This is a genomic window from Nocardia brasiliensis (assembly GCF_042691675.1).
GTDB classification, from domain to species: Bacteria; Actinomycetota; Actinomycetes; order Mycobacteriales; family Mycobacteriaceae; genus Nocardia; species Nocardia brasiliensis_D.
In genome coordinates this window covers 1,887,809-1,910,794 of the sequence record NZ_CP170507.1, presented here as the reverse complement: position 1 = coordinate 1,910,794, position 22,986 = coordinate 1,887,809, and the positions used below count along the sequence as shown (strand labels likewise).

The 22,986-nt window shown below is 65.6% G+C and carries 25 protein-coding genes and 1 pseudogene; 9 read left to right on the top strand and 17 right to left on the bottom strand.

What is annotated here, in order from left to right:
* The first annotated feature begins 670 nt into the window (after positions 1–670).
* Positions 671–988, top strand: coding sequence for a DUF222 domain-containing protein (locus ACFK0J_RS08860; protein ID WP_378738297.1), 318 nt, complete (start codon positions 671–673; stop codon positions 986–988).
* Positions 989–1,021: 33 nt separating this feature from the next.
* Here the strand turns inward: ACFK0J_RS08860 and ACFK0J_RS08855 are convergent, their stop codons facing one another.
* Positions 1,022–1,534 carry a nitroreductase/quinone reductase family protein gene (locus tag ACFK0J_RS08855; RefSeq protein WP_378738295.1) on the bottom strand — a complete coding sequence of 171 codons (513 nt, stop codon included), beginning with the start codon at positions 1,532–1,534 and terminating at the stop codon, positions 1,022–1,024.
* Between the two features lie 339 nt (positions 1,535–1,873).
* Between ACFK0J_RS08855 and ACFK0J_RS08850 the strand changes: the two genes are divergently transcribed.
* Positions 1,874–2,650 (top strand): hypothetical protein, encoded by a 777-nt coding sequence (locus ACFK0J_RS08850; protein WP_378738292.1) that lies wholly within the window; start codon positions 1,874–1,876, stop codon positions 2,648–2,650.
* A 144-nt stretch (positions 2,651–2,794) separates the two neighbouring features.
* On the opposite strand, the gene ACFK0J_RS08845 is transcribed toward ACFK0J_RS08850, so the two are convergent.
* From ACFK0J_RS08845 to ACFK0J_RS08835, 3 genes and pseudogenes are all read right to left on the bottom strand, one after another.
* Complete coding sequence (locus ACFK0J_RS08845; protein ID WP_378738290.1) at positions 2,795–3,265, bottom strand: DUF4279 domain-containing protein; 471 nt, start codon at positions 3,263–3,265, stop codon at positions 2,795–2,797.
* 221 nt (positions 3,266–3,486) lie between these two features.
* Positions 3,487–4,005, bottom strand: coding sequence for a DUF2199 domain-containing protein (locus ACFK0J_RS08840; RefSeq protein WP_378742709.1), 519 nt, complete (start codon positions 4,003–4,005; stop codon positions 3,487–3,489).
* A gap of 70 nt (positions 4,006–4,075) precedes the next feature.
* Positions 4,076–5,339, bottom strand: a pseudogene (locus ACFK0J_RS08835) (IS110 family transposase).
* 710 nt (positions 5,340–6,049) lie between these two features.
* On the opposite strand from ACFK0J_RS08835, the gene ACFK0J_RS08830 reads away from it, so the two are divergent.
* Positions 6,050–7,216 carry an alpha/beta hydrolase family protein gene (locus ACFK0J_RS08830; protein ID WP_378738288.1) on the top strand — a complete coding sequence of 389 codons (1,167 nt, stop codon included), beginning with the start codon at positions 6,050–6,052 and terminating at the stop codon, positions 7,214–7,216.
* Between the two features lie 563 nt (positions 7,217–7,779).
* On the opposite strand, the gene ACFK0J_RS08825 is transcribed toward ACFK0J_RS08830, so the two are convergent.
* From ACFK0J_RS08825 to ACFK0J_RS08780, 10 genes are all read right to left on the bottom strand, one after another.
* Positions 7,780–8,943, bottom strand: a complete 1,164-nt coding sequence (locus ACFK0J_RS08825) for a PQQ-binding-like beta-propeller repeat protein (protein ID WP_378738286.1) — start codon at positions 8,941–8,943, stop codon at positions 7,780–7,782.
* Positions 8,944–9,189: 246 nt separating this feature from the next.
* Complete coding sequence (locus tag ACFK0J_RS08820; protein ID WP_378738284.1) at positions 9,190–10,242, bottom strand: iron-containing redox enzyme family protein; 1,053 nt, start codon at positions 10,240–10,242, stop codon at positions 9,190–9,192.
* Positions 10,243–10,250: 8 nt separating this feature from the next.
* On the bottom strand, positions 10,251–10,484 hold the full coding sequence (locus ACFK0J_RS08815) for a CDGSH iron-sulfur domain-containing protein (protein WP_378738282.1): 234 nt from the start codon (positions 10,482–10,484) through the stop codon (positions 10,251–10,253).
* 16 nt (positions 10,485–10,500) lie between these two features.
* On the bottom strand, positions 10,501–11,613 hold the full coding sequence (locus ACFK0J_RS08810; protein WP_378738279.1) for a glutamate--cysteine ligase: 1,113 nt from the start codon (positions 11,611–11,613) through the stop codon (positions 10,501–10,503).
* Between the two features lie 20 nt (positions 11,614–11,633).
* Entirely contained in the window at positions 11,634–12,545 is a 912-nt protein-coding gene (locus ACFK0J_RS08805) for a methyltransferase domain-containing protein (RefSeq protein ID WP_378738277.1), read from the bottom strand.
* Positions 12,542–13,525: an ornithine carbamoyltransferase gene (locus ACFK0J_RS08800; protein ID WP_378738274.1), complete on the bottom strand. Its 984-nt coding sequence runs from the start codon at positions 13,523–13,525 to the stop codon at positions 12,542–12,544. Before ACFK0J_RS08800 ends, ACFK0J_RS08805 begins: the two co-directional genes overlap by 4 nt.
* A gap of 8 nt (positions 13,526–13,533) precedes the next feature.
* Positions 13,534–14,535, bottom strand: coding sequence for a hypothetical protein (locus tag ACFK0J_RS08795; protein ID WP_378738272.1), 1,002 nt, complete (start codon positions 14,533–14,535; stop codon positions 13,534–13,536).
* A complete protein-coding gene (locus tag ACFK0J_RS08790; protein ID WP_378738269.1) occupies positions 14,532–15,548 on the bottom strand; it encodes a pyridoxal-phosphate dependent enzyme in 1,017 nt (338 codons plus the stop codon). The genes ACFK0J_RS08795 and ACFK0J_RS08790 overlap by 4 nt, the downstream gene beginning before the upstream one ends.
* Positions 15,549–15,823: 275 nt before the next feature.
* Positions 15,824–16,801: an aldo/keto reductase gene (locus ACFK0J_RS08785; RefSeq protein ID WP_378738267.1), complete on the bottom strand. Its 978-nt coding sequence runs from the start codon at positions 16,799–16,801 to the stop codon at positions 15,824–15,826.
* 87 nt (positions 16,802–16,888) lie between these two features.
* On the bottom strand, positions 16,889–17,254 hold the full coding sequence (locus tag ACFK0J_RS08780) for a chitin binding peritrophin-A domain-containing protein (protein WP_378738265.1): 366 nt from the start codon (positions 17,252–17,254) through the stop codon (positions 16,889–16,891).
* A 755-nt stretch (positions 17,255–18,009) separates the two neighbouring features.
* On the opposite strand from ACFK0J_RS08780, the gene ACFK0J_RS08775 reads away from it, so the two are divergent.
* From ACFK0J_RS08775 to ACFK0J_RS08765, 3 genes are all read left to right on the top strand, one after another.
* Entirely contained in the window at positions 18,010–18,603 is a 594-nt protein-coding gene (locus tag ACFK0J_RS08775) for a transglycosylase SLT domain-containing protein (RefSeq protein WP_378738263.1), read from the top strand.
* Positions 18,604–18,710: 107 nt separating this feature from the next.
* Complete coding sequence (locus ACFK0J_RS08770) at positions 18,711–19,025, top strand: hypothetical protein (RefSeq protein ID WP_378738261.1); 315 nt, start codon at positions 18,711–18,713, stop codon at positions 19,023–19,025.
* 91 nt (positions 19,026–19,116) lie between these two features.
* Entirely contained in the window at positions 19,117–19,620 is a 504-nt protein-coding gene (locus ACFK0J_RS08765; RefSeq protein ID WP_378738259.1) for a DUF1992 domain-containing protein, read from the top strand.
* A 312-nt stretch (positions 19,621–19,932) separates the two neighbouring features.
* On the opposite strand, the gene ACFK0J_RS08760 is transcribed toward ACFK0J_RS08765, so the two are convergent.
* Complete coding sequence (locus tag ACFK0J_RS08760; RefSeq protein WP_378738257.1) at positions 19,933–20,397, bottom strand: MarR family winged helix-turn-helix transcriptional regulator; 465 nt, start codon at positions 20,395–20,397, stop codon at positions 19,933–19,935.
* A gap of 232 nt (positions 20,398–20,629) precedes the next feature.
* Between ACFK0J_RS08760 and ACFK0J_RS08755 the strand changes: the two genes are divergently transcribed.
* Both ACFK0J_RS08755 and ACFK0J_RS08750 read left to right on the top strand, forming a co-directional pair.
* The gene (locus ACFK0J_RS08755) at positions 20,630–20,785 is read left to right on the top strand and encodes a pirin-like C-terminal cupin domain-containing protein (protein WP_378738255.1); all 156 of its coding nucleotides are present in this window, start codon (positions 20,630–20,632) and stop codon (positions 20,783–20,785) included.
* A gap of 134 nt (positions 20,786–20,919) precedes the next feature.
* Positions 20,920–21,216, top strand: coding sequence for an excalibur calcium-binding domain-containing protein (locus tag ACFK0J_RS08750; RefSeq protein ID WP_218474888.1), 297 nt, complete (start codon positions 20,920–20,922; stop codon positions 21,214–21,216).
* An 80-nt stretch (positions 21,217–21,296) separates the two neighbouring features.
* Here the strand turns inward: ACFK0J_RS08750 and ACFK0J_RS08745 are convergent, their stop codons facing one another.
* A complete protein-coding gene (locus ACFK0J_RS08745) occupies positions 21,297–21,518 on the bottom strand; it encodes a DUF3618 domain-containing protein (protein WP_378738252.1) in 222 nt (73 codons plus the stop codon).
* A 244-nt stretch (positions 21,519–21,762) separates the two neighbouring features.
* Between ACFK0J_RS08745 and bcp the strand changes: the two genes are divergently transcribed.
* Positions 21,763–22,236: a thioredoxin-dependent thiol peroxidase gene (gene bcp, locus ACFK0J_RS08740; RefSeq protein ID WP_378738250.1), complete on the top strand. Its 474-nt coding sequence runs from the start codon at positions 21,763–21,765 to the stop codon at positions 22,234–22,236.
* Here bcp and ACFK0J_RS08735 read toward each other — a convergent pair.
* Complete coding sequence (locus tag ACFK0J_RS08735; RefSeq protein ID WP_378738248.1) at positions 22,233–22,973, bottom strand: TetR/AcrR family transcriptional regulator; 741 nt, start codon at positions 22,971–22,973, stop codon at positions 22,233–22,235. The genes bcp and ACFK0J_RS08735 overlap by 4 nt on opposite strands.
* Positions 22,974–22,986 lie beyond the last annotated feature (13 nt).

Genomic DNA, 22,986 nt, shown 5'->3' with positions numbered 1-22,986 from the left:
AACGTTTTCGGCAGTGGCCGCCAGCCGCAGGCAAGAGAGCGCGTCGGCGCCACGGGCGGTCCGGGTGACGGTGATAGCCAGGCAGTATTTCCAGGCGTAGTCGATGACCGCGCAGATCCGCCAGATGCCGCCCCCGCTGGTTTCGAACTCCGAAAAGTCGGTTTGCCAGACCCGGTTGCGCTGGGTCGGTGGATCGTGGAAAACCTTGCGCCGCAGCATTGCCGACGACTTGCGGTCGGCACGATAGCCGAGCGGCAGCAGGAGCCCGCGCCGCCGCAGGGCCCGCTGCACGGTCGAGGTGGAGACCTCGTAGCCGTCGGCGCATCAATGCCGCGATCTTGCGGTGCCCCCATACCGGCCATTCGTCGTCGTACTTGGCCACGATCGGTTCGAACCGGTCGACCTTCGGCGACGGACCATACGGTGGGTCGCCAGCACGGAGCCGCGCCAGCCGCCGCCGGTAGGTGCGTTCCGGGATGCCGGTCAAACGAGCGAACGTCGAAACCGGCAGTCCCTCTGCCGCTCTCAGGCTTCGAGGTCAGCGAAGGGACCTGATCCTTCCTGGCTCGATGTGCCCGGAGCGTAGACCGAGCCAGCCTGCCAGAAAGTTTGACGCGCCAGAGAGCCAAACTATCGAACATACGTTCTACCCTGAGGTAGGCTGGTTCGGGTGAACATACATTCGACCGCGCTGGCGCCGGATGCTCCAGCGCCGGGATGGCCGGAACTGGCCGATGTCGACTTGCTGCGCACCCTCGTCGAAATCGAACGCCGCCGGAGGCGACTGGATGCTGCCATGCGCGCGGCCGTCGCCGAAGCCGAGCGTCGCGGCCTCGCCGCAGACACCGGCTATCGGGATACCGTGGAGCTATTGACTGATCTGCTGCGGATCAGTGCCTACGAAGCGCGTCGGCGAATCGAATACGCGGCTCCGCAGGCCCGCTCGCGTTCCAGAAAGAAGTGGAGAGTGCTGGCGCCAGCAAGTTGATGCCGAGCCCGGGTGCTCGATCTCTGGGCGCGCTCAGCCTTCGCCGTCGAGGGTCAGCACGACCAGCGGCATCGGCCGGTCGACCTTGGACTGGAAGTCCGCCAGCAGCGGGTTGTTGGCTAGCACCCAGGCCGCGAACTCGTCGTAGTCCGCCCCTTCGAGCACCTTGCCGGTCCCCTGGTAGATCTTGTCCCGGAGCTCGATGGTGACCTGAGGATTCGCCTTGATGTTGTACCACCACGCCGGGTACTTGCCCTCCATGAACGAGCTCACGTACATGATGTCGCCCCGGTACCCGGGTCCCAGCGGAACCGTGTGTGGCTTTCCGCTCTTGGCTCCCGTCGTGGTGAGCAGGATGAGATCCCCGCCCGCATAAGCACCGCCCACCTTGCCCGAGTTCTCCCGGAACTCCCTGATCACATCATCGTTCCAGTTGGCGATGCTGCCCTCCTGGTCCCACGCCTGATTCCACGGCGCGTTCGGATCGTTGTAGTCGGTGATATCGGCCTGACCCAACTGTCCCGCAGTCGATTCGGATTCACTCATGATTCGAGTGTGTCGCGGAGATAGGACAGATACGTTCCTAACTCCACCAGAAATCGTGACGCATCCGCTCGCGAACACTCTCGCATGCCGCAGGGCCAGGCGGTCTACGCCGCGAGATCGGCTGCGGCGCTGAGCGTCCGGTATTGCCGCGTATCGCGCAGCTGACCGAGCGAGACGCGCTGCGGCACAGAACATCCGGTATTGCCGAATAGGGGTGGCTGTGGAACTCCGTGCATTGCAACCCATCTGCACGCCTACCCGGCTCCGAATTCTGTGTGCGCGGATCGACCGGCCCGTCGGTGGGTCGTTCACCCCTTCACCACAGCGACAGGAGAGCATATGAGCTCCGAGCCCCGGCGCCTTCGTCGACGCATCCTGGTCTTGACACTCACGACCGTCACGGCGTTGACCGGATCCGGCCTGCTGGCTGGCCCGGTGCTCGCCGAGAGTCCCCCGTGTGGCGGCAAACGCGATCTGTACTTCGGCACCTATCAGGGCCAGGTCACACAGAAGGTCGACGAGGAATGGGTCGAGAGTGTCGCGGAGGAGGTCCGGGAAATCAAGGAGTGGGAAGAAGGTGGCCAGGAGAACGACCCCTACGCCGGTGTGTTCAGCAGCGACCCCTGGGAGCATCTGTTCAATGTGGTAATCGACCGGAAGTTGATCGACAGTACTGGTGGTGACCTGGCCAAGGTACGTGCCTATCTGACCAATCTGTATGACGGAAAGAACGATATGGGGGTGAAGTTCTCCTACGGCAAGAAGTCGGCCGGTATCGCCGACTACTGGGCGGACGTGGTGTACAACGAGATCGAGTACGCGAGTGGCTACGTACTCGATCTGAACAGCAACCCGCACCGTGTCCAGTTCAAAGCGCGGACCCGTAAAACCGTGGTCATCCCGTCCGGTGTCCACCCACTCCAAGTGCAGGACCTTCGCACCGCCCGAGAGTATGAGACCGGCGGTTATACGTTCGAATCGGTGGAAGAATTCAAGCTGCAAGCGCTCGATTGCACGGGCGACGGGGTGCCACGACGGCTGCACTCGGTCATCACGCCCGAACCCTGGGGTGCAGTGCGAGTCACGCGCACGGTCGAACTGCGCCGCGAAGGCTGATCGGAACGAATACACCCGCATGCCGCTTACGGCTCGGTGCGAAGCGCCACCCGGTATTACCGAAAGATCAACGGATAGAAATCATCTCAATCAGTCGGACGCGCGCAAATGCCGATGAGGAGAACCGAAGGCCGCCGGAAGCGTTCAGCTGTATTCGTCGACATCGACAGCGGCATTCGCAGCGACGAGGAACCTCATCACGACCGGCTCGAGCGCCCAGCCCAACAGCTGGTGTTGGCCCGGCAGTTTCTGGAACCGAGCGTCCGGTGGGTTCAACTGCTCCTCATCGCCGTCCTCGTCGTTCAAATAGCGCACCACACTGAGCTTCGCGCCGCCATGCACCGGGTCGTTCCGCTCGAGTTCGCGAGCGAGGGCGACGATCTGAGCCTGGCGTGGCAAGAGTCGGTCCATCACCTTGGTGATCTGCTCATCGACGCACAAGCCAGAATCTCGGCAACTCACCATCCAGGCGTGCTCCGCTGGGATTGGCGGACTTGTCCGTTTGCTTCCTGCGATGCCGATCTCGTCCGGGGCGATGGACAATCGTGTGGTCATCTCGTCCGCTGTTGTCTCGCTGCTGAACAACGCGAAGTAGACGTACTGCCGAATACGCACCCGCGGAGGGTATCCAGTTTTCAGCCAGAGGCAGCGCGGACGTGCCGGAATCGGTCCGCCGAGGGGCCCGCGAGTGAGCATCCTGCCTCGGCCTGCCGCACGATCGCCTCGATCCTCGCCTCGTCCAATTCGGCGATGGCCCGTACATCCGACATCGCGGGCCGCCGGTAACTGATCTCCCGAGCAATATGCGATAAGCGGCAATATCGGATGTTCGCGGCTCAGTCGACCTTTGGTTCGGCGTGTAAGAGTTGCTCGGCAAACCGCTGAACTCGGGCCATAGTGATCCCGGCTCGCTGTTCAACGGCGAGCGGATGATCGGTGGGCTCCAACTCCACCAGTGGGCGGTCGCCGAGGGGTTGAGTGTGCAGCTTGGTCGCGAGGTTCACCGTGGTCGGCTCATACAGGGGAAGCTCTGTGGACAACCACCCGAAATATGGCGGCTCCTCGACCCTCGCAGGGTTGTCCCACAAGGCTGACAGGCGGTGGAAGCTGGCCTCGCTCAGCGATACCCAGACACCCCAGTCGAACTCACCATCGGTATCTGTGATCGGAAGCACCAGACGCGCCCGCACGAAGAAGTGCGCCCCGGCGATCACGCATTGTTCTTCCCCCAGCACGCTGCCTTGCTGATCCGCGAGGTCGGCATTCCAATAGACGGGTGCAAGGGTGCCATAGCTGAGGGGAGGCCCGTCATGCAATTCGGCACAGGAGGAGCAGGAGAACGTCGAGCCGACCATCACCGCCGCAGTCTACTGCCGCAGATCGTATGCACGCTCTTCGGCATGAGACCTCCGATACTCCTAAGAGTCAAGCGGCGGCGGTTTCTGTTGGCTTGGTTGGTGGTTGTCCGAAAGCTTTTGTCGGGTCGTAGGTTTGTCGGGTTTGCAGGCAGTGGTAGAGCTGGCCGAGCATCTTGTTGAACAGATGCCGCACTGCCGGTGCGTGGCGGGTCGCCGTGGTCGCGGCGTTGTCGGTAATGCTGTTGTGCGGGGCTGGGATTCATGACCATGGCGGCGGCCCAGACCCAGCCGACGGCGGCGAGTCGGTTGTTTTTGATCCGGCGGTGGGTGATCGAGATGACCTTGCCGGATGCCCTGGTGACCGGAGCGGATCCGGCGTAGGCCTTCAGTGCTCGGGCGTCGATGAAGCGGAGGCGATCGTCGCCGAGCTCGCCGAGCATCCGGGCGCCGGTCAGATCGGCCAGTCCGGGAAAGCTGGTGATGATGGCGTAGTCCGGGTGCGTGCGGAACTGTTCGGTGGCTGCTTGCTCGAGGTCGTCGGCGCCGTCGCAGGCCGCGTTGAGCATGGCCAGCAGAGCCAGGGCCTGGCGGCCCATCGCTTTCTCGACCATGTCCGGCTGCCGCAGTTGGGGTTTGCGAAGCTTGCCGAGGATCTCGCTGGCCAGTTCGTCGACGCTTCGCTGACGGCCGGCGCGGCGCAGTGCCGCGGCGACGCGAGCCTTGGTGAGCTTCGCGGCTGCTGCCGGGGTCGGGGCGATGGCGAGGACGGCGCGGGCCTCGGGTTTGGCGAGGTTGGTGGCTGACTTGACGCTGAAGGCCTGGAGGAACACCGGGTAGTACTCGCGCAGCAATGACCGCAGCTCGTTTCCGGCTTTGGTGCGCCGCCAGACGGCATCCTGCTGGGCGCGGGCGAGCACCGAAACGGCTTGGGCAAGTTCGGTATCGGATGGGATCCTGCGGTGGAGGTGGGCGTCGACGCGCAGGATGTTGGCCAGGGTCACCGCGTCGGCATGGTCGGATTTGGCCCGGGCGACGCTGTGGCGTTCGCGGTAGCGGGCCACGGCCATCGGATTGATCGCGAATACGGGTCGCCCGCAGGCGCGGATCGCGGCGACCATCAGGCCGCGAGAGGTTTCGATCGCGACCGGGATCGGGTCCTCGGCGGTGTCGCCGACATCGGCCAGCAGTTGGGTCAGCTCGGCGAAACCCGTGGGGTCGTCGTCGATCCGTTTCTTGGCCAGCAGCGTGCCGTCGCTGTCGATGACCGCGATGTCGTGGTGGTCCTCGGCCCAGTCGATGCCGCAGTATCGGTTCAATCCGTCCTCCATCAGATCACGGTGTTTCGGCTGGTCAGAACCCCGGGAGAGAACGCGCAGCGCCCTACTTACAAGCCTCTGTGGGCTGGCCTCCGATGAGCTGTTCGCGATCCCAACGCACCCCCACGGCGCCGGTCTGTGCCAGAGCTCCAAGGCTCTCGTCGAGTAACGGGCGTCCAGCCGTGTGAGCGGGCTCGAACCACGTGCAATCTCAACCGATAACGGCGGCCGGACCACCGAAGACACACCGTGCCAATGCACCCCGGCCGCCGTCGCACACCGATCCGTCCGCGGTCTCATGCCAGGGCTTCAAGCCCCTCGTGCGTTAAGGGATCTCGGTGGCGAGTCCGATCCTTCGCAGTTAAGTAGCGTGCGTTGGAACAGTGCGGCAGGTTCTGCGTAGCAACCAAGGAGGAACCGGACCCCATCACCTGCCCAACCGGGGCTTGACGAAATATAGGACCATCGCCAGACACTCGTCTACTCCGTCAAGTCCTCGAGAAGGCCGCTGTGACGACAGGCCTTCTCTGTCACATACAGATCGCAACTGTCACCGGGCGGAACGCGCGCCCAGCGGCAGAAGAGGATGTTCGGGCACAACAGTTGGCTGGCCTTACGCCCGAGTCGTCCCCGATCTTGTAATGTTTCCAGGAGGAAATACTTCGAAATGGGGGACTGACATTTCTTCAAATAAGCTGCGCCAGTGTGCCATTGCCGTCACAGCGGTGTCGATCGCGGTAGCCGCGAGCATCTGCGGTGCGGACGCGACGGCGGAGCCGATGCCCATGGTGACGGTCTCGCTGCCCGCGCCCACCGGCAGTTTGCCGGTCGGTGTCACCGACGTGCACCTGATCGACCGCAATCGCCCGGATCCCTGGAATCCTTACCAGCGCCGCGAGTTGATGGTCCGGATCTGGTATCCGGCAACAGATTCCGACACCGCGCCCGCTGCGCCGTGGACAACGCCGGGCGGTCTCCAACTCCAGACCAGCGACCTCACCGACCTCGGCGTGTCCCCGAGTCAGTGGGCTCTCGGGCCCAGTCATGGTCGCTACGACGCCCCTGCGCGTTCAGCCGACGGACCGTTTCCGATCCTGCTGTTCTCGCCCGGTATGGACGACCCCGCGGGATTGAACACCGCTCAGGCCGAAGACCTCGCCAGCCACGGCTACATCGTCGCCACGATCAACCACACCCACGAAGCCTTCGCCGTGCAATTCCCTGACGGGCGCGTCGAACGAACTGTCATACCGCTGGACTCACCACCGGAGGTGCTGCGCGATATCCTCCTGCCGGTCCGGGTTGCCGACACCAGGTTCGTCGTGGACCAGCTGGCCGAAATCGCCTCCGGACGTCATGCGGGTGATGACCGCGTCGGCACTGTGGATCTGGCCCACAGCCTGGATCTGTCGAGGATCGGAATGTTCGGGCATTCTCTCGGCGGGTCCACTACCGCCCAGGCGATGCACGATGATTCTCGTATCCGCGCAGGAGTAAATCTGGACGGCCCGCTACTGGGTTCTGTTGTCGTCGAGGGACTGGACCGGCCGCTGCTGATGCTCGGCAACGACAATCCTCGATGGCTCAACCGTGAGAACTGGGAACCGCTGTGGCCCAGAAACACTGGGGTAAAGATCCCGCTGAGACTGTCGGGAACCGAGCACATGTCCTTCAATGACGTGCAAGTCATCCTGCCCCAGCTCACCACGGCAGGGCTACTCTCGCCAGCCACCACCGAATCGATAGTCGGCCGCGTCGACCCGAACCGCTCCATCGATCTACAACGGACCTACCTGCGCACCTATTTCGACCTGGCCTTCGGCCGAGCCGACGGCGACATCGTGCAAACGATCGAACACCTCGCACAACCAGGGGTCTACCCACATCCCTGACCCAACCCTGCCCATCCTTGAACAGCGCCACATAATCGGCACTATCGGATGTTCGTCGGGACTCAGGTCGACCCCTCGATCTTGATACTTCTCTGCACCATCACCGGTGTAGGCCGCGGGACCGATCGTCTCGTTCCACAGCATCTGAGGGATCTCGCTCGTGTGTCTCATATTCGCCCTAACAGCGGATGGTGGGGCTCCTTACGGGCCGGAATGCCCAGGGGGCCCGTCACCCCCCTCGCCCACTTGTCGCTCAATCTTGCATCTGCACACCGGATTTTGTGGTGGACTTTCGTTCAGAGGATGTTCCAGGTACCGCGAGACACGGATCGGGACGATCCAGAGGTGCAGGCCCCCGCTTTCAACCAATGGAGGATGTAGGGAAGGGCGGACTCGACTACCGTGCCGTAGCGGTCGCTGTCGCCTGGGTCGTCAGGGCTGACGAGAATGAACACTCGGCCCCCTGTCCTGTTGGCGTCGAGAATTCCTGTGCCCGTGATCGTTTCATTGGCCAGCTCCACCTTTCACCCTGATCCGGGTACCGCGGAGCATTGTTCCCTGACTCAGCAGACCAGGGCCACGACGGCGGGATTGGTTGTCGTGCTGTCGGATTCGACATAGCAGTGGGTGTCGCCGACGGCGAATCTCAGATTCTGGCCGTTATCGAAACCGGGGTCGGTGTGGATCCAGCGAAGGTTGCCGGTGCCGGCGTCGATGGCTCGGACGGCACCGGCGGCAAGGAGGTAGAGGACACCGGCGCTGGCGCGGAAGCTGGCGTCGAGGGCCTCGCGCTTGTCGGAGACGGCAAGGTTCCACAGGGAGGTGGCTTCCATGCCGGTGCGCCAGGCGTGGACCGCGGAGCCGTCGCAGGCGAAGAAGGCGTCCTCGACGGCGAAGATCTCGTAGATGGCGAAGCCGAGGTTCCGAGTTTTCCACATGGTCGCGCCGGTGGCCGGGTCCAGGCCGAAGACGTGCCCGAAGTCGGTGCCCAGGATGACACCGCCCAGCGGACCCAAGGCCACGGCGGAGTGTTGGATATCGACATCGCCCGCACGGGACCACACCGTTGCGCCGGTGGCGGCGTCGAGCGCGAGCAGGTTGTCGCCGTTGTTGTACGCGCTGTAGACGAGCGGTCCGGCGGCGGGAAGATGCAGACGGGTGTTATCACCAGGGCATTCCGCGCGCCAGCGCACGGCGTTGGTGGCGCGATCCACTGCCATGGCTTCGCGGCGCCTGGTCGTCTGATTGAGCACGGTGAGCAAGACCGCTCCGTCCCGCTCGCCGAAGACACCGTTGAGCACGGCGTCCTCCGGCGGTTCGAACGACCAATTCCGTTGCCCGGTGGCGATATCGACGCCCAGCACCCGCTCGTTCGAGTACGGCGGATCCCCACCACACACATACAGCGTCCCGTCACCGAGGCCCCCGTAGTAATCGATCCCCGAAGGTGCGATCGTGATCGGCACCTGCCAGAGCCGCTTACCGCTGCTGGCCTCGAGCCCCGATAGTGAGTCGAGCGTCTGAACGAGCACTACCCCGCCGACTACTCGCAGCCCGGCCAGCATTTGACCCTCGACCGGATAACGCCACGCCACCGTCCCTGGCTCGGCCTGCTCGCCCCGCGCCTGCGTCGCACACGCCGCCGCAACCCCGGCCGCGGCCAGCAAAGCCCCACCCTGCAACAACTTCCGCCGACTGAACCCGGGATCCCCCGCACGCACAAACACGCGTGGGAACGTACCCACCCGGCACACCATAAGAACAGGCCCGATTATCGGGGGCCACTGCCACTCGAGCCGCGGACTGGCCTACCCATCGAACAGGCTGGCCATAGTTGACGAGAGTGAGTGATGCCGCGACCTGCTAGTCGTAGGGGCCGACTCGACCGCGCCCGCCGAGTTCCGCGCGCGCTGCTCGACGCTCTGCTGAGCATCCTGTGCGGTCGCGCGCGCCGGTGATGTTCAGCAGCGCGGTTACCGCCGCGCCGTCGCGTTCGACGACTTCGTGTCGAGAGCGGACTGGCCCGCCGCCCAGCGATCGAGGACGTACTGGGCCAGGATGTTGTCCAATCCGGTGGCTGCCGAGGCTCCGAACAGGATGTCTTCGGTGAGGTCGGGTTCTTGCGCCGCGAGGCCACCCGCCATGTCGTTCAGCGCGATCAGTTCGTGGACCGAGTCGGCGAGCACGTGCTCGTCGAAGAAGCCGGTTACGTCGGTGTCGAACCCCAGTCGGCGGAGGCCGTCGCCCTGCTTTTTGTTCGCCAACGCCGACGTCATCTCGGCGATGGTCAGGTGCCCGACGGCCGCTCCGCGCAGGCGACGGTGCAGCCCGAACAGCGACATGAGGTTGACTGTGGCCAGCGCTATCCCGGGGATCGCGTCGAGGTAGGCGCCGTAACGCGCGTCCAGGCCGATGGCGGCCATGCTCGTCCGGTACAGGACCGCGTGGATGCGGTCCGGTCGGCCGGACCCGAATTCGTCGTACTCGATCTCTACCAGTGCGGCCTTGGCCTTGTTCTCCAGCCGCGGGATCGCGAAGGAGTGTGGGTCGGCCTCTTTCAGCCGGTAGGCCGAGCGCAGCACCATCGCCTCGCGGAACTGCTCGGCGGTTGCGTTGTCTCGCAGATATCGGGAAAGCGCGGGCCCAGGGCGGTCGGCGATTTCGGTGAGCGCCGCACGCACGTCAGGATTGCCGCGGCACGTGTCATCGAGGAACTGCTCGCGGAGTGCGGCCTCGAACGGCGCCTCGAGCTGCCCACGCAGCGCGAGCAGCCCCGGATGCCACTCCCAACGCGGGTCGACTCCGGCGAAACCCCGGTAATGGAGTTCGTAGCAGAGATAAAGAGCAAGGTGCAGATCATCGTCCGATAGCGGGTTTCCCGTAGGGATCGCGACATCGCTGAGCGTGCCCGGGGCGCCCACCAGGGTTTTCAGCAGCATCTCGGTGATGGGACCACGCGGCCGCGGCAGCTTCGGCTCCCAGCGCTGCGAGGCATTGGACGAGGACTCGAATGTCGAGACAGCCATGATGGCTCTCACCCCTTGGAAGACTCAGTTGGACCGGTCGGTTTCCGGGATCGGCGTCCCAGCTTGTGCGAGCTGTCGCACCACGGCTTTTGGCCGGAGCGACCGCAGCGGCACAGCGCTACGGTTTTGCGCGGTACGGCGATCTCCTGATCGTCGCCGTCCACCAGCCGGAACGGCCCGCGCACGAGTAACGGCCCGTCCGGGTAGGCCGTGATGATCACCGGTGTGTCGTCGCTACTCATCGACTCGCACGCTCCCTTATCGCTGCTGTGAAACCGTCTGCCGGACAAGCGAATCGGCAACGTCTTCGACAGTGCCGCCGCCGGTGATGATCGCTCGTTGCCGCTCCGCCGAGGTGCCCTCGATCTTCTTGCGGTCGACGAGGTGAAGCACTTCGTCCCAGTCGCCGACATCCTCCAGCGCGGGTCGCAGCATGCGCAGCATGCGGTCGATCAGCGAACCAGCCGGCACCAGTTCGGCAGCGAGGGGGTCGAGTAGATCGGCCGCGAGGCCATACCGGGCCGCGCGCCATTTGGCCGCGCGCAGCAACTCGTCGCGGACGTCGAGCTCCTGGTCACCACGATCGAGCTCGCCCAGGGCGTGCACCACCAACGCGCGGCAGAGAGCGGCCTGTAGGACGGTGTCGTCGACGGTGGTGCAGGCATCGGCGGATCGGAACTCGACGGTGTCGTAGTTGGTACCTGGACGGACGTCCCAATAGATCTGCCCGATATCGGCGATAGTGTCGGTAGCGACAAGGGTCCGCATACGCTCGCGGTACTCCTTATCCGAGGTGAATGTCGGCGGTATGCCCCCCATCGGCCAGCTCTGCCACACGGTGCTCCGATAGCTGGCATATCCGGTGTCCTCGCCCATCCAGAACGGCGAGCTGGCCGACAACGCGCTGAGCAGCGGCAGCCACGGCCGGACCCGGTTCATCACCCGGATCCTGGTGTCCGGGTCAGCCACCCCCACATGCACCTGACAGGCACACATCACGTGTGTTCGGGCCATGCGCGCATAGCGATCGACGATGAACTTGGTCCGTGGCTGGGTGTCGAAACCCTGATGTCGCCAGTCGGCCAGCGGGAAGGTGCCGGCGGCGGCGATGCGAGTGCCGGTCTCCGCCGCGGCGCGGGCCAATCCCGATCGCAGGTGCCCCACCTGGTCGCGTATCTCCGTAAGGGTCCGGCACACACCGGTTTTGCTCTCGACCATGCAGGTGCGCAACTCGGCGCTGTAGCTGTCCGAGCCATCCGAGAGCCCATGGGCGGACTCCAACAACGCGGTGATGTCGTTCACCGGACGTCGGTTCCGCGGATCGATGACGAAGAATTCCTCTTCGACCCCGATCGTCAGCAGCTCTGACATAGTGGCCCTTCTTCGGTCGGTCAATGGTGATGGCGGCCGATCGTGTCGCTCAGCGTCACCACGCGCAACGGCACCAGGCCCGCAAGGGAAGCGTTGTCGAGTGCTTCCAGTCGTGTCGTGGTAGACGTGCACGCGAGGTGGAGCAGAGCCAGCACGTCCTCCGCAGTGGGACCCTGCTGCGCCGAATCCCGGATCCGCCGGCACGACAAGCCCATAACGAGATAGTGCGTAACTCCGTGAACGTCGAGCAGCGGCCCTTCCCCGCTGGCCGCCAACTCGGTGACTCGCTGCAAATTCTGCACCGTGTGGTCGCCGAGTGGCAGCGCGCCGAGGGTGACACCGGCGATTCGATAGCCGGACGCGCACAGCAGCGCGATCGCCGCGCGGGGCGTGGTGTAGCTGCCGATGGTGATGGCCAGGTCCGAGTCGAAGGTTCCGGCGTGCCGAACGACGTGCCGAACAAGGCGCAGCCCGTCGGGTCCGCCGTCGATGGAGACCCGTTTTTCGGCTGTTGCGAGCGGAACGTAGGGAGGATTGCTGGTCACGACGGTGGGTGCCGTTCCGAACGGGCAACAGGCTTGGAGTTGTCGCGTGGTCAGCGCGCTGTAGTCGGCGACCGAGAAGCTGACCTGCGCGCCGTCCGTCGCCGCCGCGTAATGGTCGGTGGCCCAGCGGACGCTGTCTTCGGCGATGTCCACGCCGTGCACCTGGCCTGCTCCGGCGCGCGCGACCGCGAGCGCCGCGGCGCCGCTACCCGATCCGAGGTCGAGAACCGTGCAACCGGGTTCGACGAGGTCGACGGTGGCCCAGATCCCGACCTCGGTGTCGACCGGGTCGAAGAAGACATTGGGCAGGCGCGGTCGGCGCAGGTCCGGTGGCGTGAGGTGACGGAACCGGGTGATCCGGAGAATGTCGCGGGCGGGTGCGTTCACCGGGCGGCCCGCTGCGCCGATACGGGGGCGGCGGCCCGACCGGGTGCCACGCACTGTTCCAAGATGGCCATCGCACTGCTGAGTTTCATGGCGGCCTGGCTCCAGGCGATCGATCGCGGCCCGTCCAGCACCGCGCCGGACACCTCGTCACCGCGGCAGGCCGGCAGATCGTGCATGAACAATGCCGACGGCCACCGGGCAAGCAGGGCTTCGTCGATGTGGAAGGCGCGGAACGCTTCTCGCCAGTCCGGGTCGCTCTTGGACGTGCCGGTCGTTTGCCAGCGCGTGGTGTAGACGATGTCGACGTCGGCGGGTAGCTCGTCCATCGAGGTGGTCGTGACCACGGAGGCACCGGCGGCGCGCGCCGCGGCCAGGTCCCCGGGGGGAACGCCGTAACCGTCCGGCGCCGCGATGGTCAGGGTGCTCGCCGGCACCTTCGCCAAACCGTGCATCAGCGCCGTCGCCGAGTTGTTCCCCTCACCGATGTAAAGGACTTTCACACCGCGCACCGTGCCGAGGTGCAGTCGCATCGTGGCCAGATCGCATACTCCCTGGGTCGGATGTTCCTCGGTCGCCATCGCGTTCACCACCGGAATCCGGCCGTGCCGCGAGAACTCGCGTAGGTCGTGCAAGGGCCCGGCAGTTCTGGCCACCACGGCGTCCAACATGGATCCGAGGATGCGCGCCGTATCCTTCAGCGACTCACCGGTGTTCAGCTGGAGATCGCCGGGGCCATAGGACATGACCGCGGCGCCCAGCCGGCGCGCCCCCACGGAGAACGCCGTCCGCGTCCGAGTGGACGTCTTGGTGAACAACACCCCGATCACACTGTCCGCCAACGGGCGATCATGCGCACGCGCGTCTTCGTGCAACTCGACGGACCGCTCGACGAGTCGCTGCAATTCGGCCTCGTCGAGGTCGCGCAGTGACAGCAGCCCGGTCTCGACGCCGACCTCCGGCGCGCCCCGCATGGCTCTCATCGTGCTCCTTACCGCAGTTCCAGTATTCGACCCGAACCCAGTTGCCGCGCCCGACGTTCCACGGCCGCGATCAGGCCGACGTCGAGGATCGACATCCCGAACGGATTGCTGACCACGTACCCGCTCGTCGAGGGCCGCACCACCGGGCAGGCTCCGGCGAGCACCTCGCCGAGAGTTCCGGTGACACCGATCGTGGGTCCCTGCGACAGCATCCGCCCCAGGATGCGCCTGGGGTTGTCGCGGACGAGGTCGATGTCGTCGACGTACAGCGCCCGCGCACCGACGAGCGCGTCCTCGGTCAGGTCGTCGAGGGACACGTGCGCCACGAAGCTGCCGTCGGCGATCCAATCGCCAGGGATGTAAGGCGTAGTGCTGGTGGTCACGGTGATGATCACCGGAGCCGACCGCACGGCCTGCTCGACCGTCTGGGTGACGACAATCCGCAGTTGCGGAAACTTCCGCGCCGTCGCGGCCGCGAAAGCCTCGGCCCGCGAACGATCAACATCGAACACGTACACGACGCCGAACGTCGGAAATCGACCGACCATCAGCTCTATATGCATCGCGGCCTGTGTGCCGCAGCCGATAAACGCTGCCGAGTTCCACGTCGACGGCCCGAGCAATTCGATGCTCAACACGCTGTACCCGGCGGTTCGCGCCGCGCTGAGATAGCTCGCTTCCACCATGCACCGCGGGCGGGCGGTTTCCGGATCGAAAAGAAACGCCACCCCGCCCGCACGCTCGAGCCCGCGCCGGGGATTGTCCACCGCCGCGTTGATCACCTTGAGCCCGTAGAGATCTCCGGAATCACGCAGGACGCCACCCAGCATGGCCAGCGAACGGCACTGAGCTTCCGTGGAATTGGTCCAGGAGAGGTATCCCTCCTCGGGCATCCTGGTGCGCCGCGCGGAATGATCTCGCAGTACCTGCTCGACCTCGGCCACCACGTCGATGCCCGCGACACAATCCATGACGGCGGACCGGTCCAGAAACAACATGCTCTCCGTCATCGGGCACCACCCGGTGTCCGACGCCGCACGCCCATCAGTTTCACGGGTCGCACCAGGCCAGGCGTGGCGATATTGTCCTGGCGCCACGCTGGGGAGTAGATCGTGTCCTGATAGCGGTCGCCGCCGTCCGGGCAGACTACGACGAGATCGGTCTCGTCCCGACCGCCCTCGATTCGGCGCAGCGCCGCCGCGAGTACCGCCCCGGAACTGCCTCCCACCATGATGCCGGTCTGCTCCGCGAGCCACAGGCACGTCGCTACCGCCTCAGCGGACGACACCACCTCTCGTGGCGGCCGCTGCTCGGGCGGCAGGAAGCTGGTCGGCCGGCTCGACCCGATTCCCGGGAGGACTCGTGGGCCGGGGACGCCTTCGCCCAGGGCGACAGATCCCTCCACATCGACCCCTACGACATCCCACGGCACCTGCTCGCTCCGGCTGAACTGACGAAATCCCGCCAGCGTGCCACCGGTCGAAACGGCAACCAGAACTGTCGCCGGTCGTGGGAGTTGACGCCACAGCTCGGGCGCCGTTCCGGTGCGGTGCGCCTGCGGGTTGGCTGGATTCTCATACTGATTGGTCCAGATCAACTGGGGTCTTGCCTGCAGCTGCTCGTGGACGTAGGCCAACCGGTTCAGCAAATAGCCGCCACGTGCGTCCAGGCGATCGATCATCACGATCCGAGCGTGGTCGCGACGCATCATGTCGACAGCGGCCCGGCTGATCCGCGGCTCGACGACAGCGGTGAACGGGATCCCGTGGCCGGCGCAGATCGCGGCAAGCGCGATACCCAGGTTTCCCGACGTCGATTCGATGACACCCTCCTCGGGATGCACCCGCGCACGCACCGAGCTCCACAGGGCGGCGGCCGTCCGGTCTTTGATCGACCCCCGCACATTGCTGCTTTCCAGCTTCAGCCAGATGACCCGCCGAACATCTGCCACGTCCACCTCGAGCGCGATCAGCGGGGTCGCACCCTCTCCACGTTGCGCTTGACGCGTGAAACCGGTCGCCATGTCCCCTCGTCACTGTCGCGCTGCCCGAATTACCAGTGCTGACCGCATGATTCGCAATCGGCTGCAGCTGTGATGTAGAACACATTCTGGCAGGACATGGATAAGTCGTCGGCACTTCCCCGCAGATGTGTCGCTCGCCACATCGCGCTCATTTCCGAGACGAGATCAGTTGGGGCGGTTGCTGCTTCGAGCGGCACCGGTCGATGGTCGCCCGCCCGGTCGGATCCGCGGCCGAGACGCCGCCGCGCGACCGCTTGTGGCCCAAGTGGAAACACTCACCGGGTGATCGGGCCGACCCTGGTCGCGGCATCGCCGTAGACGAACGGGGACTCGTCGCATTCGGCGATGAAATCGCCGGGGAATCCGAGTTCGAAGGGGACGGCCGACTCCAGGGTGTGTACGGCGTCCGCCGGCAGCACCAACTCGACTGCGGCCAGGTTTGCGGCGAGTTGGTCGGCGCTACTCACGCCGATGATCGGTAGCACGGCGGACGAACGGTGCCGCGTCCACGCGATCGCCACCTGAGCCGCGGGGACGCCCAACTCGGCCGCGACTCGGCCGACGGCGGCGGCTGCGGCTTGCTCGCGTTCGGTGCGCTCGGCCGGATCGGAGCGGCGTCCCGCGACACCGGACAGCACGCCCTGCGCCAGCGGCGCCCAGGTCGTGACGCTCATCCCGAACGCCTCGGCCATCGGCAGCAGTTCTCGCTCGATATCCCGCTGGAGCAGGTTGTAGGGTACCTGCAAGCCCGCGAACGGCGTCCAATTACGGTACTGGGCAAGGGTATTCGCTTGCGCGACCACCCACGCGGGTGCGTCGGAGATGCCGATGTGCAGCACCTTGCCAGCGCGGACCGCGTCGTCGAGCGCGCGGAGGGTTTCCTCGATCGGGGTGAGCCGATCCCACACGTGCACCCAGTAGACATCGATGTAGTCGGTGCGCAGCCGTCGCAGGCTCTGCTCGAGCGACAGCACCAGGTTCTTGCGATGGTTGCCCGCCGCGTTCGGGTCGGCCGCATCCCGGGTCAACGTGTACTTGGTGCCGATGACGAACCGGTCGCGACGGTCCAGCACCGCACCGAGCAGTTCCTCGCTCGAACCGTAGGCCGAGGCGGTGTCGAGGAAGTTGCCGCCGGCGTCGGCGAAAGTATCCAGCACCCGCTTGTACTCGGCGGCGTCGTCGAGCGTCATGGTGCCGAGCACGAGTTCGGACACGCGCAGTCCGGTTCGGCCGAAAAGTCGGTATCGCATCATGCGAGGCATTCTGCGGCACCCAGCCAGGTCGTAGGGAGGCCGGGAGAGGGCCACCCTAACGCCCGCCTCAGGGGGCCACCGTCGTCCTCACCGGGGAAGACGGGCGACGCATACCAACCGCTCCGCGTCGTACCAGGCTTTATCGGGACAACGAAACTGATATGTGGCTACGCGTTGGTTTCCGGAATCTATGCATCGGTAGAAGACGGCTTTGTCATGCGGATGGGCGTAGTAACCGTCGCCTTTGTTGTGGCCCGCGCAGAAGTCCGAGACGGTTTCGATCGGGATGACCTGGTATTGCCGAACCGCGATGTCGCGTCCGGCGCCTTCGGGCAAATCCACCGCGGCCATGGTGCCGAGCGTCATGGTCGCCACCCCGAGTGACGGCAGCACCGCGACAACGGTCCCGGTGGCAAGGACGCCCGTACGACACACCAGGCTGTTTCGGTTCATGTCCGGAGGTTCCCTGTCTCCCCGGCGGCGGGGCGTCTGCGGCTAGCTGCTCCCTGTATTCGGTCCCGCGGACACCATGGATCGGACTCTCCCGAGCGAAATCTTGCGGCCGATTTCACGGAGTATCACGAGTCCCAACTCGGACCAACACCCCGTTGCGACAGGAGAAATCCGGCTGGTCAGCCGAATATTTCTGTGACGTGTCGCACATTGGGTTTAGCAGCAAACTCCCTGCATAGGTAACGGTTCGGCAACGACCAGGGTGCTGTTACAAGATCACCAGCACCTCTCATTCAGCACTCGTTCACCTCACGTTAACCCACTGTGACCATTCTGCAATCAGGTCATAAAGCGACCTGGAGTTTGGTTACACCGAGGAGTTGTTCACCCACATTCGGAAAACGACCGCAATGGCAGGCATTGTTCCCGCCACGGTCGGCGGATCGGGATCCGGCAACGGACCCGCGAACCTAACCTTCCGCCGAATGGGCGAGCCTCGCTGAGTCGAGGCAGCGCCTATCTCTCCGCATCGAGGATGCGGAGTCCCGCGCGACATCGCGGCCGGGCTCGCAGTGAGCGCCCCGGCACCGCACCACTGAAGGTCGCGTTCCGGGGACCAAAGCGTCCCCCACAACAAAACCTCACAACAGCACATCTACCCGTACCAGGCGAGCGCCCACCGCGCACCGCCTCGGATCCGCGCTGCCGCGCGCCCGGATCGAAAGCTGTCCCCCGACGAAGGAACCGATTTCGTAATGCCTGACAGACGCCTTTTCCCGCTCCGCCGCTCGACGCTCCGCGAGGGCGTGACCTTCGCGATCGCCGCCGCAGGCGTCGTCGCCGTTGCCGCGTCCTCCGCGGTATCGGTGGCCGACGACAGCGTCCCGTCTCGCATCGCCATGGTCGCCGACCAGCACGAGACCGCCGCACCGGTGGCCGCGCCCGCACCCATGCCCGCGCCGCTGCCCACCCCCGCGCCCGCGCCCGAACCGATCCCGGCGCCCATGCCCGCCCCTGCCCCGGTCTACCCGGACAACCTCGACGGCTGGATCCGCCAGGCCCTCGACATCCTGCAGGCCAACAACATCCCCGGCAGCTACGAGGGCATCTTCCGCAACATCATGCGCGAGTCGACCGGTAACCCGCAGGCGATCAATCTGTGGGACTCCAACGCCGCCGCGGGCATCCCGTCCAAGGGCCTGCTCCAGGTGATCGATCCGACCTTCCGCGCATACCACGTCGAGGGCACCTCCTGGGACATCTACGACCCGGTCGCCAACATCGCCGCCGCGTGCAACTACGCCGCACACAACTACGGCTCGATGGACAACGTCAACAGCGCGTACTGACCCACGCACCGACGACGCCTCCCCGCCCGGCCGCGGGGAGGCGTCGTCGCGTACACCCCCGCTTCCGACTAGGGTCGTTCACCACCCGACCCTTTTGGACTCCCGCGATGACCGATTACGCGCACAGCGATGCGGCGGCCAAGAGCCGCGCCGAGAAGGCCCGGCGCCTCGCGAGCTATGTCTGGCACCTGGGCATCACCGGACCGGAGTTGCTGGCGATGCCCGCGACCGTGCGGCGCAAACTCGCCAGGGCAGCCGACACGAACCCGCCGAGCACCGAGGAAACCTGGGTGACGGTCGCGGATCTACTGGCCGAGAAAGACGAGTGGGCCGCACGGCATCCGGATCATCCCGCGGCGCGGCGCACGCACACCGACGAGAAGCTGATGTGGGTGAAGCCGCCGATCACCCCGTGGTCGTAACGCCGAACCTCTTGCCGGACAGCAGCTTCGGCGAGCACGCCGACGGCGCTCGATAGACTGGTGGTATGCACCCGCCGTCAAAGGTGACGCGATGACCGAGCGCAAACCGTCGAATCTGGACTTCGAATCGTGGATCGACAAGCAGATCCGCGAGGCGACCGAACGCGGTGAATTCGAGAATTTGCCCGGAGCGGGCAAACCGATCCCGCACGGCAACAATGACGAGAACTGGTGGCTGAAGGGCTACCTCCGAAAAGAAGGGGCCAGCGGCGACGCACTGCTGCCGCCGTCACTGCTGCTACGCCGCGATATCGAGCGACTACCGGCCACCGTGCGCGAACTGAGTTCCGAACAGGCCGTCCGGGAAACGGTGCGCGAGCTCAACAAGCGCATCGTCGAGTGGTTGCGCCTGCCGCACGGGCCGTACGTTCGGGTCGCGCCGGTCGATACCGAGGAGATCGTCGCGCAGTGGCGCGCGGAGCGTCGACCGAGCCGAGCACCCGCGACGGCAGCCACGACCACTGCCCCGCCACCCGATCGTGCCGACGCCGCTCCCACCCGCTGGTGGCACCGACTGTTCCGCACGCACACCTAGGACCACCTCGCACCCCAACCCGCCGCACACATTTGATCTCACAGACCGTCCACACTCTTCACAGGGTCTGTACCTCCTGTGAACCGTACGAAGCCTCTGTGAGACCAACTCCGACGCGCCCCCGCCACCACCTGACGCCCACTTGCCCCGAATACAAGCGCGAGAACAGCACCACAGTCAGTCCCCCCGCTGGAACCGCCACCTCCACAACCAACGCCGCGGAAGAGAAAGTTGGGAACCCCACCCAACGCGCCCAGCACTACTCAGTGAAGACCCCGCGATAGCAGTCCTTGCTGGGACAGCGTTCACAGGTCAAGCACCAAGGGCCGAGCGCGTTTCCTCCACTGCGACAACAACTTTGTCCGCTAGCGACCGAATGGCCTCCGCCTCGGCGGGGGTGACGCAATCGATGAACACCCCCCGAACCAGCTGCACGTGGTTCGGCGCGGCGCGTTCGAGCAGCCTGCGCCCCTCCGCCGTCAACTGGACCAGCACGCCCCGCGCATCCTCCGCCACCGGCTGCCGGTCGACCAGCCCCCGCGCGGCCATCCGAGCCAGGTGCTTGGACAACCGGCTCTTCTCCCAGCACACCTCCGCCGCCAGATCCTTCGCCCGCAGGCAGTCACCCGACGCCGCCGACAGCGCGACCATCAACTCATAGTCCGCCGGGGACAGCCCGTCCCTGGTCAATCCCGCGGCAAGCGCCGCATCCAGCCGCTGCCGCAGCCGAATGTAGGCCGACCACGTCGCCTGCTCCTCATCACTCAGCCACTCCATGGAAATGAAGTCTAACCACGTTTTGTTGACATGGACACCAAATCCCTTCCAGGAGGTTTCGATGCCCGCCATCACCAGCTCGCACGACGGTGGCGCGCTGGTCCGGCTCATCGCAGGTGCGATCGGCGGTTTCGAGGGTCCCGTCTCGACCTACCCGCCGATCGCCTAAGCGCACGCCTCGATCAGCCCCGGCGTACAGCTGGAAACGCCATGGCCGCAACAGTTCACGGCGATGGCCTACGTACTGTCGGGCGGTGGCACGGTCGGCTACGGGTCCTTCGTCATGAATACTCGCGCCGAAATCATCCAGGCAATAGACGACTACCAGGCAGGACGCATGGGAAGCATCCCCGCCGAGCCCTCGGCGGGCCATCGCTTCGGCGAGTGATCGAGACCGTTTTGGGCATCCCCTAATGCCCTAGTTCTGCGGCGATGCGGTTGACAAGAGGGCGAGCCGTCACAACAGTGGATGCGGCGTCCGGTCGGGCGCCTTTCCACCGCAGCAACTATCTAGAGGAATACATGAACGTTCGCCGGCTCACCCTCAGCGCTGCCGTCGCGGGACTGACCCTCCTTGCGGCGCCGACCGCGCTGGCCCAGCCTCCTTCCGGTTCCTCAGGAACCGGCTCGTCCGCCGTCGACACCGGCTCGGCCGCAACCGGTTCCGCCGGTCTGTCGCAGACCGGTTCCGCAGGCGGCGCGTTCGCCAACTGCGAAGAGGCCAAGCGGGCCAACCGGGCTCCCCTCTTTCGTGGAGAACCGGGCTACGGCCCGCACCTGGACCCGGACGGCGACGGGTTCGCCTGCCCCACGGTCTGATACCCGTGTAACCAGAACACCCGGTGTGACATGCACACCGGGTGTTCTGCTTTTTCGGCTCGGTCCGGCCGTGCGGCGAGTCAGCGGAAGATCTTGAGCAGCACCAGCCCGAGAACCAGGGCGGCCGCGCCGATCAGGCTGTACTTCACCTTGGGCTCGTTCAGCTTCCGCAGCACGATCTGCTTGCTGTCGCTCGCGATCCGCTGCGGATCCGCGCGCACCGCGAGTTCGTCGAGCGTGCTCGCCAGCCGCGTGCGCGCGGCCTCGATCTCCTGCTCGATCCGCTCGGTATCCTTCGCCACGTTCAGGCCTCCTGTGTTTGATGTGCCGCGCCAGGGCTCGAATCGCGGTGCGTCCTCGGCCTTCGCGGGGTCACCCTCAGCTCCCGGACGAGTCTATCGGTCCACGCGAGCTGGTCCCCGGGCGCGCGGTGTTCTGTCGGTCCTTACAGTGCTCCGGGGCTGTGCGCGGGGTCGGCCTGTCGGTCCATACAGTGTCGTTCCGTCCGGCGGCGCCGCGTCCGAGCCTTCGGTTACCGTGCAGGACGTGACCGACAACCAACGACTCTCCCCCGGCGATACCGCCCCCGATTTCACGCTGCCCGACGCCGACGGCAAGGACGTGTCGCTCGCCGACTATCGCGGCCGCAAGGTGATCGTCTACTTCTACCCGGCCGCCAGCACCCCGGGTTGCACCAAAGAGGCCTGCGATTTCCGCGACAACCTCGCCGACCTCGACGGTGCGGGCATCGATGTCCTCGGCATCTCGCCGGACAAGCCCGCGAAGCTGGCCAAGTTCCGCGACGCCGAGCAGCTGACCTTCCCGCTACTGTCGGATCCGGACAAGAAGGTGCTCACCGCCTGGGGCGCCTTCGGTGAGAAGACCATGTACGGCAAGACCGTCACCGGGGTCATCCGCTCCACCTTCCTGGTGGATGAGCAAGGCAAGATCGCGGTCGCCCAGTACAACGTGCGCGCCACCGGCCACGTCGCCAAGCTGCGCCGTGACCTCTCGGTCTAGGACCGCTGCTCGTACGAGCGGATGAACTGTTCGTATCCGTCCAGCAGCCGATCCAGCCCGAACCGCACATCGACGTCCTCCCAGTCCGCTTCGGTCTCGTCGAAGGCCCGTCCGGCGAGTGCGCGCGTCAGCGCCGGGAAGCGCTGCGGATCGAGTACCCGGCTCAACAGGGTCGGGTACTCGTCGTTCTCGTCGCCGGTCGGCATCTCCCGGGCCACCCGCATCCGCCCGAACAGGTAGAGCGAAACGTTCATCACGAGTTGCAGTTTGGTCGACTCGGGGATGGGCGTTTCCGCGAACATCGCCAGCCCGGCGTCCAACCAGGCCATGTTGCACGGCCCCACCGGTGGCGTGGCCAAGGGCAGTTCCAGGAACCACGGGTGCCGCTTGATCGCCGCGGCCACCGCCCAGGCCCACGCCTCGATCCCGGTCCGCCAGTCGACGCCGACCGGTAGCTCCGGCGGCAGCCCGAGCACCCGGTCCGACACCAGGGCGAGCAGCGTGTCCTTACTGTCCACGTACCGGTAGAGCGACATGGTGGTGAAGCCGAGTTGCTTGGCGACCCGGCTCATCGACAGCGCTGCGGGCCCTTCGGCATCGGCCACCTCGATCGCCGCGTCGACGACCTGATCGAGACTCAATCCGCGCTTCGGCCCGCGAGTTCCCGGCTCGTCCATCCCCCACAGCACTGCGAAGGACTTGGCCAGCGCCTCAGCGCCGCTGTCCGGCGTTTCCATCAGTGTCGAACCC

What these genes read in the sequence shown, in the direction of transcription:
- ACFK0J_RS08855 (WP_378738295.1), bottom strand. Translation starts at nt 1,534, where the DNA reads ATGAGTGAATCCGAATCGACTGCGGGACAGTTGGGTCAGGCCGATATC.
- ACFK0J_RS08850 (WP_378738292.1), top strand. Translation starts at nt 1,874, where the DNA reads ATGAGCTCCGAGCCCCGGCGCCTTCGTCGACGCATCCTGGTCTTGACA.
- ACFK0J_RS08840 (WP_378742709.1), bottom strand. Translation starts at nt 4,005, where the DNA reads ATGGTCGGCTCGACGTTCTCCTGCTCCTCCTGTGCCGAATTGCATGAC.
- ACFK0J_RS08820 (WP_378738284.1), bottom strand. Translation starts at nt 10,242, where the DNA reads ATGGCTGTCTCGACATTCGAGTCCTCGTCCAATGCCTCGCAGCGCTGG.
- ACFK0J_RS08815 (WP_378738282.1), bottom strand. Translation starts at nt 10,484, where the DNA reads ATGAGTAGCGACGACACACCGGTGATCATCACGGCCTACCCGGACGGG.
- ACFK0J_RS08810 (WP_378738279.1), bottom strand. Translation starts at nt 11,613, where the DNA reads ATGTCAGAGCTGCTGACGATCGGGGTCGAAGAGGAATTCTTCGTCATC.
- ACFK0J_RS08800 (WP_378738274.1), bottom strand. Translation starts at nt 13,525, where the DNA reads ATGAGAGCCATGCGGGGCGCGCCGGAGGTCGGCGTCGAGACCGGGCTG.
- ACFK0J_RS08795 (WP_378738272.1), bottom strand. Translation starts at nt 14,535, where the DNA reads ATGACGGAGAGCATGTTGTTTCTGGACCGGTCCGCCGTCATGGATTGT.
- ACFK0J_RS08790 (WP_378738269.1), bottom strand. Translation starts at nt 15,548, where the DNA reads ATGGCGACCGGTTTCACGCGTCAAGCGCAACGTGGAGAGGGTGCGACC.
- ACFK0J_RS08785 (WP_378738267.1), bottom strand. Translation starts at nt 16,801, where the DNA reads ATGATGCGATACCGACTTTTCGGCCGAACCGGACTGCGCGTGTCCGAA.
- ACFK0J_RS08780 (WP_378738265.1), bottom strand. Translation starts at nt 17,254, where the DNA reads ATGAACCGAAACAGCCTGGTGTGTCGTACGGGCGTCCTTGCCACCGGG.
- ACFK0J_RS08775 (WP_378738263.1), top strand. Translation starts at nt 18,010, where the DNA reads ATGCCTGACAGACGCCTTTTCCCGCTCCGCCGCTCGACGCTCCGCGAG.
- ACFK0J_RS08770 (WP_378738261.1), top strand. Translation starts at nt 18,711, where the DNA reads ATGACCGATTACGCGCACAGCGATGCGGCGGCCAAGAGCCGCGCCGAG.
- ACFK0J_RS08765 (WP_378738259.1), top strand. Translation starts at nt 19,117, where the DNA reads ATGACCGAGCGCAAACCGTCGAATCTGGACTTCGAATCGTGGATCGAC.
- ACFK0J_RS08760 (WP_378738257.1), bottom strand. Translation starts at nt 20,397, where the DNA reads ATGGAGTGGCTGAGTGATGAGGAGCAGGCGACGTGGTCGGCCTACATT.
- ACFK0J_RS08755 (WP_378738255.1), top strand. Translation starts at nt 20,630, where the DNA reads ATGGCCTACGTACTGTCGGGCGGTGGCACGGTCGGCTACGGGTCCTTC.
- ACFK0J_RS08750 (WP_218474888.1), top strand. Translation starts at nt 20,920, where the DNA reads ATGAACGTTCGCCGGCTCACCCTCAGCGCTGCCGTCGCGGGACTGACC.
- ACFK0J_RS08735 (WP_378738248.1), bottom strand. Translation starts at nt 22,973, where the DNA reads ATGGAAACGCCGGACAGCGGCGCTGAGGCGCTGGCCAAGTCCTTCGCA.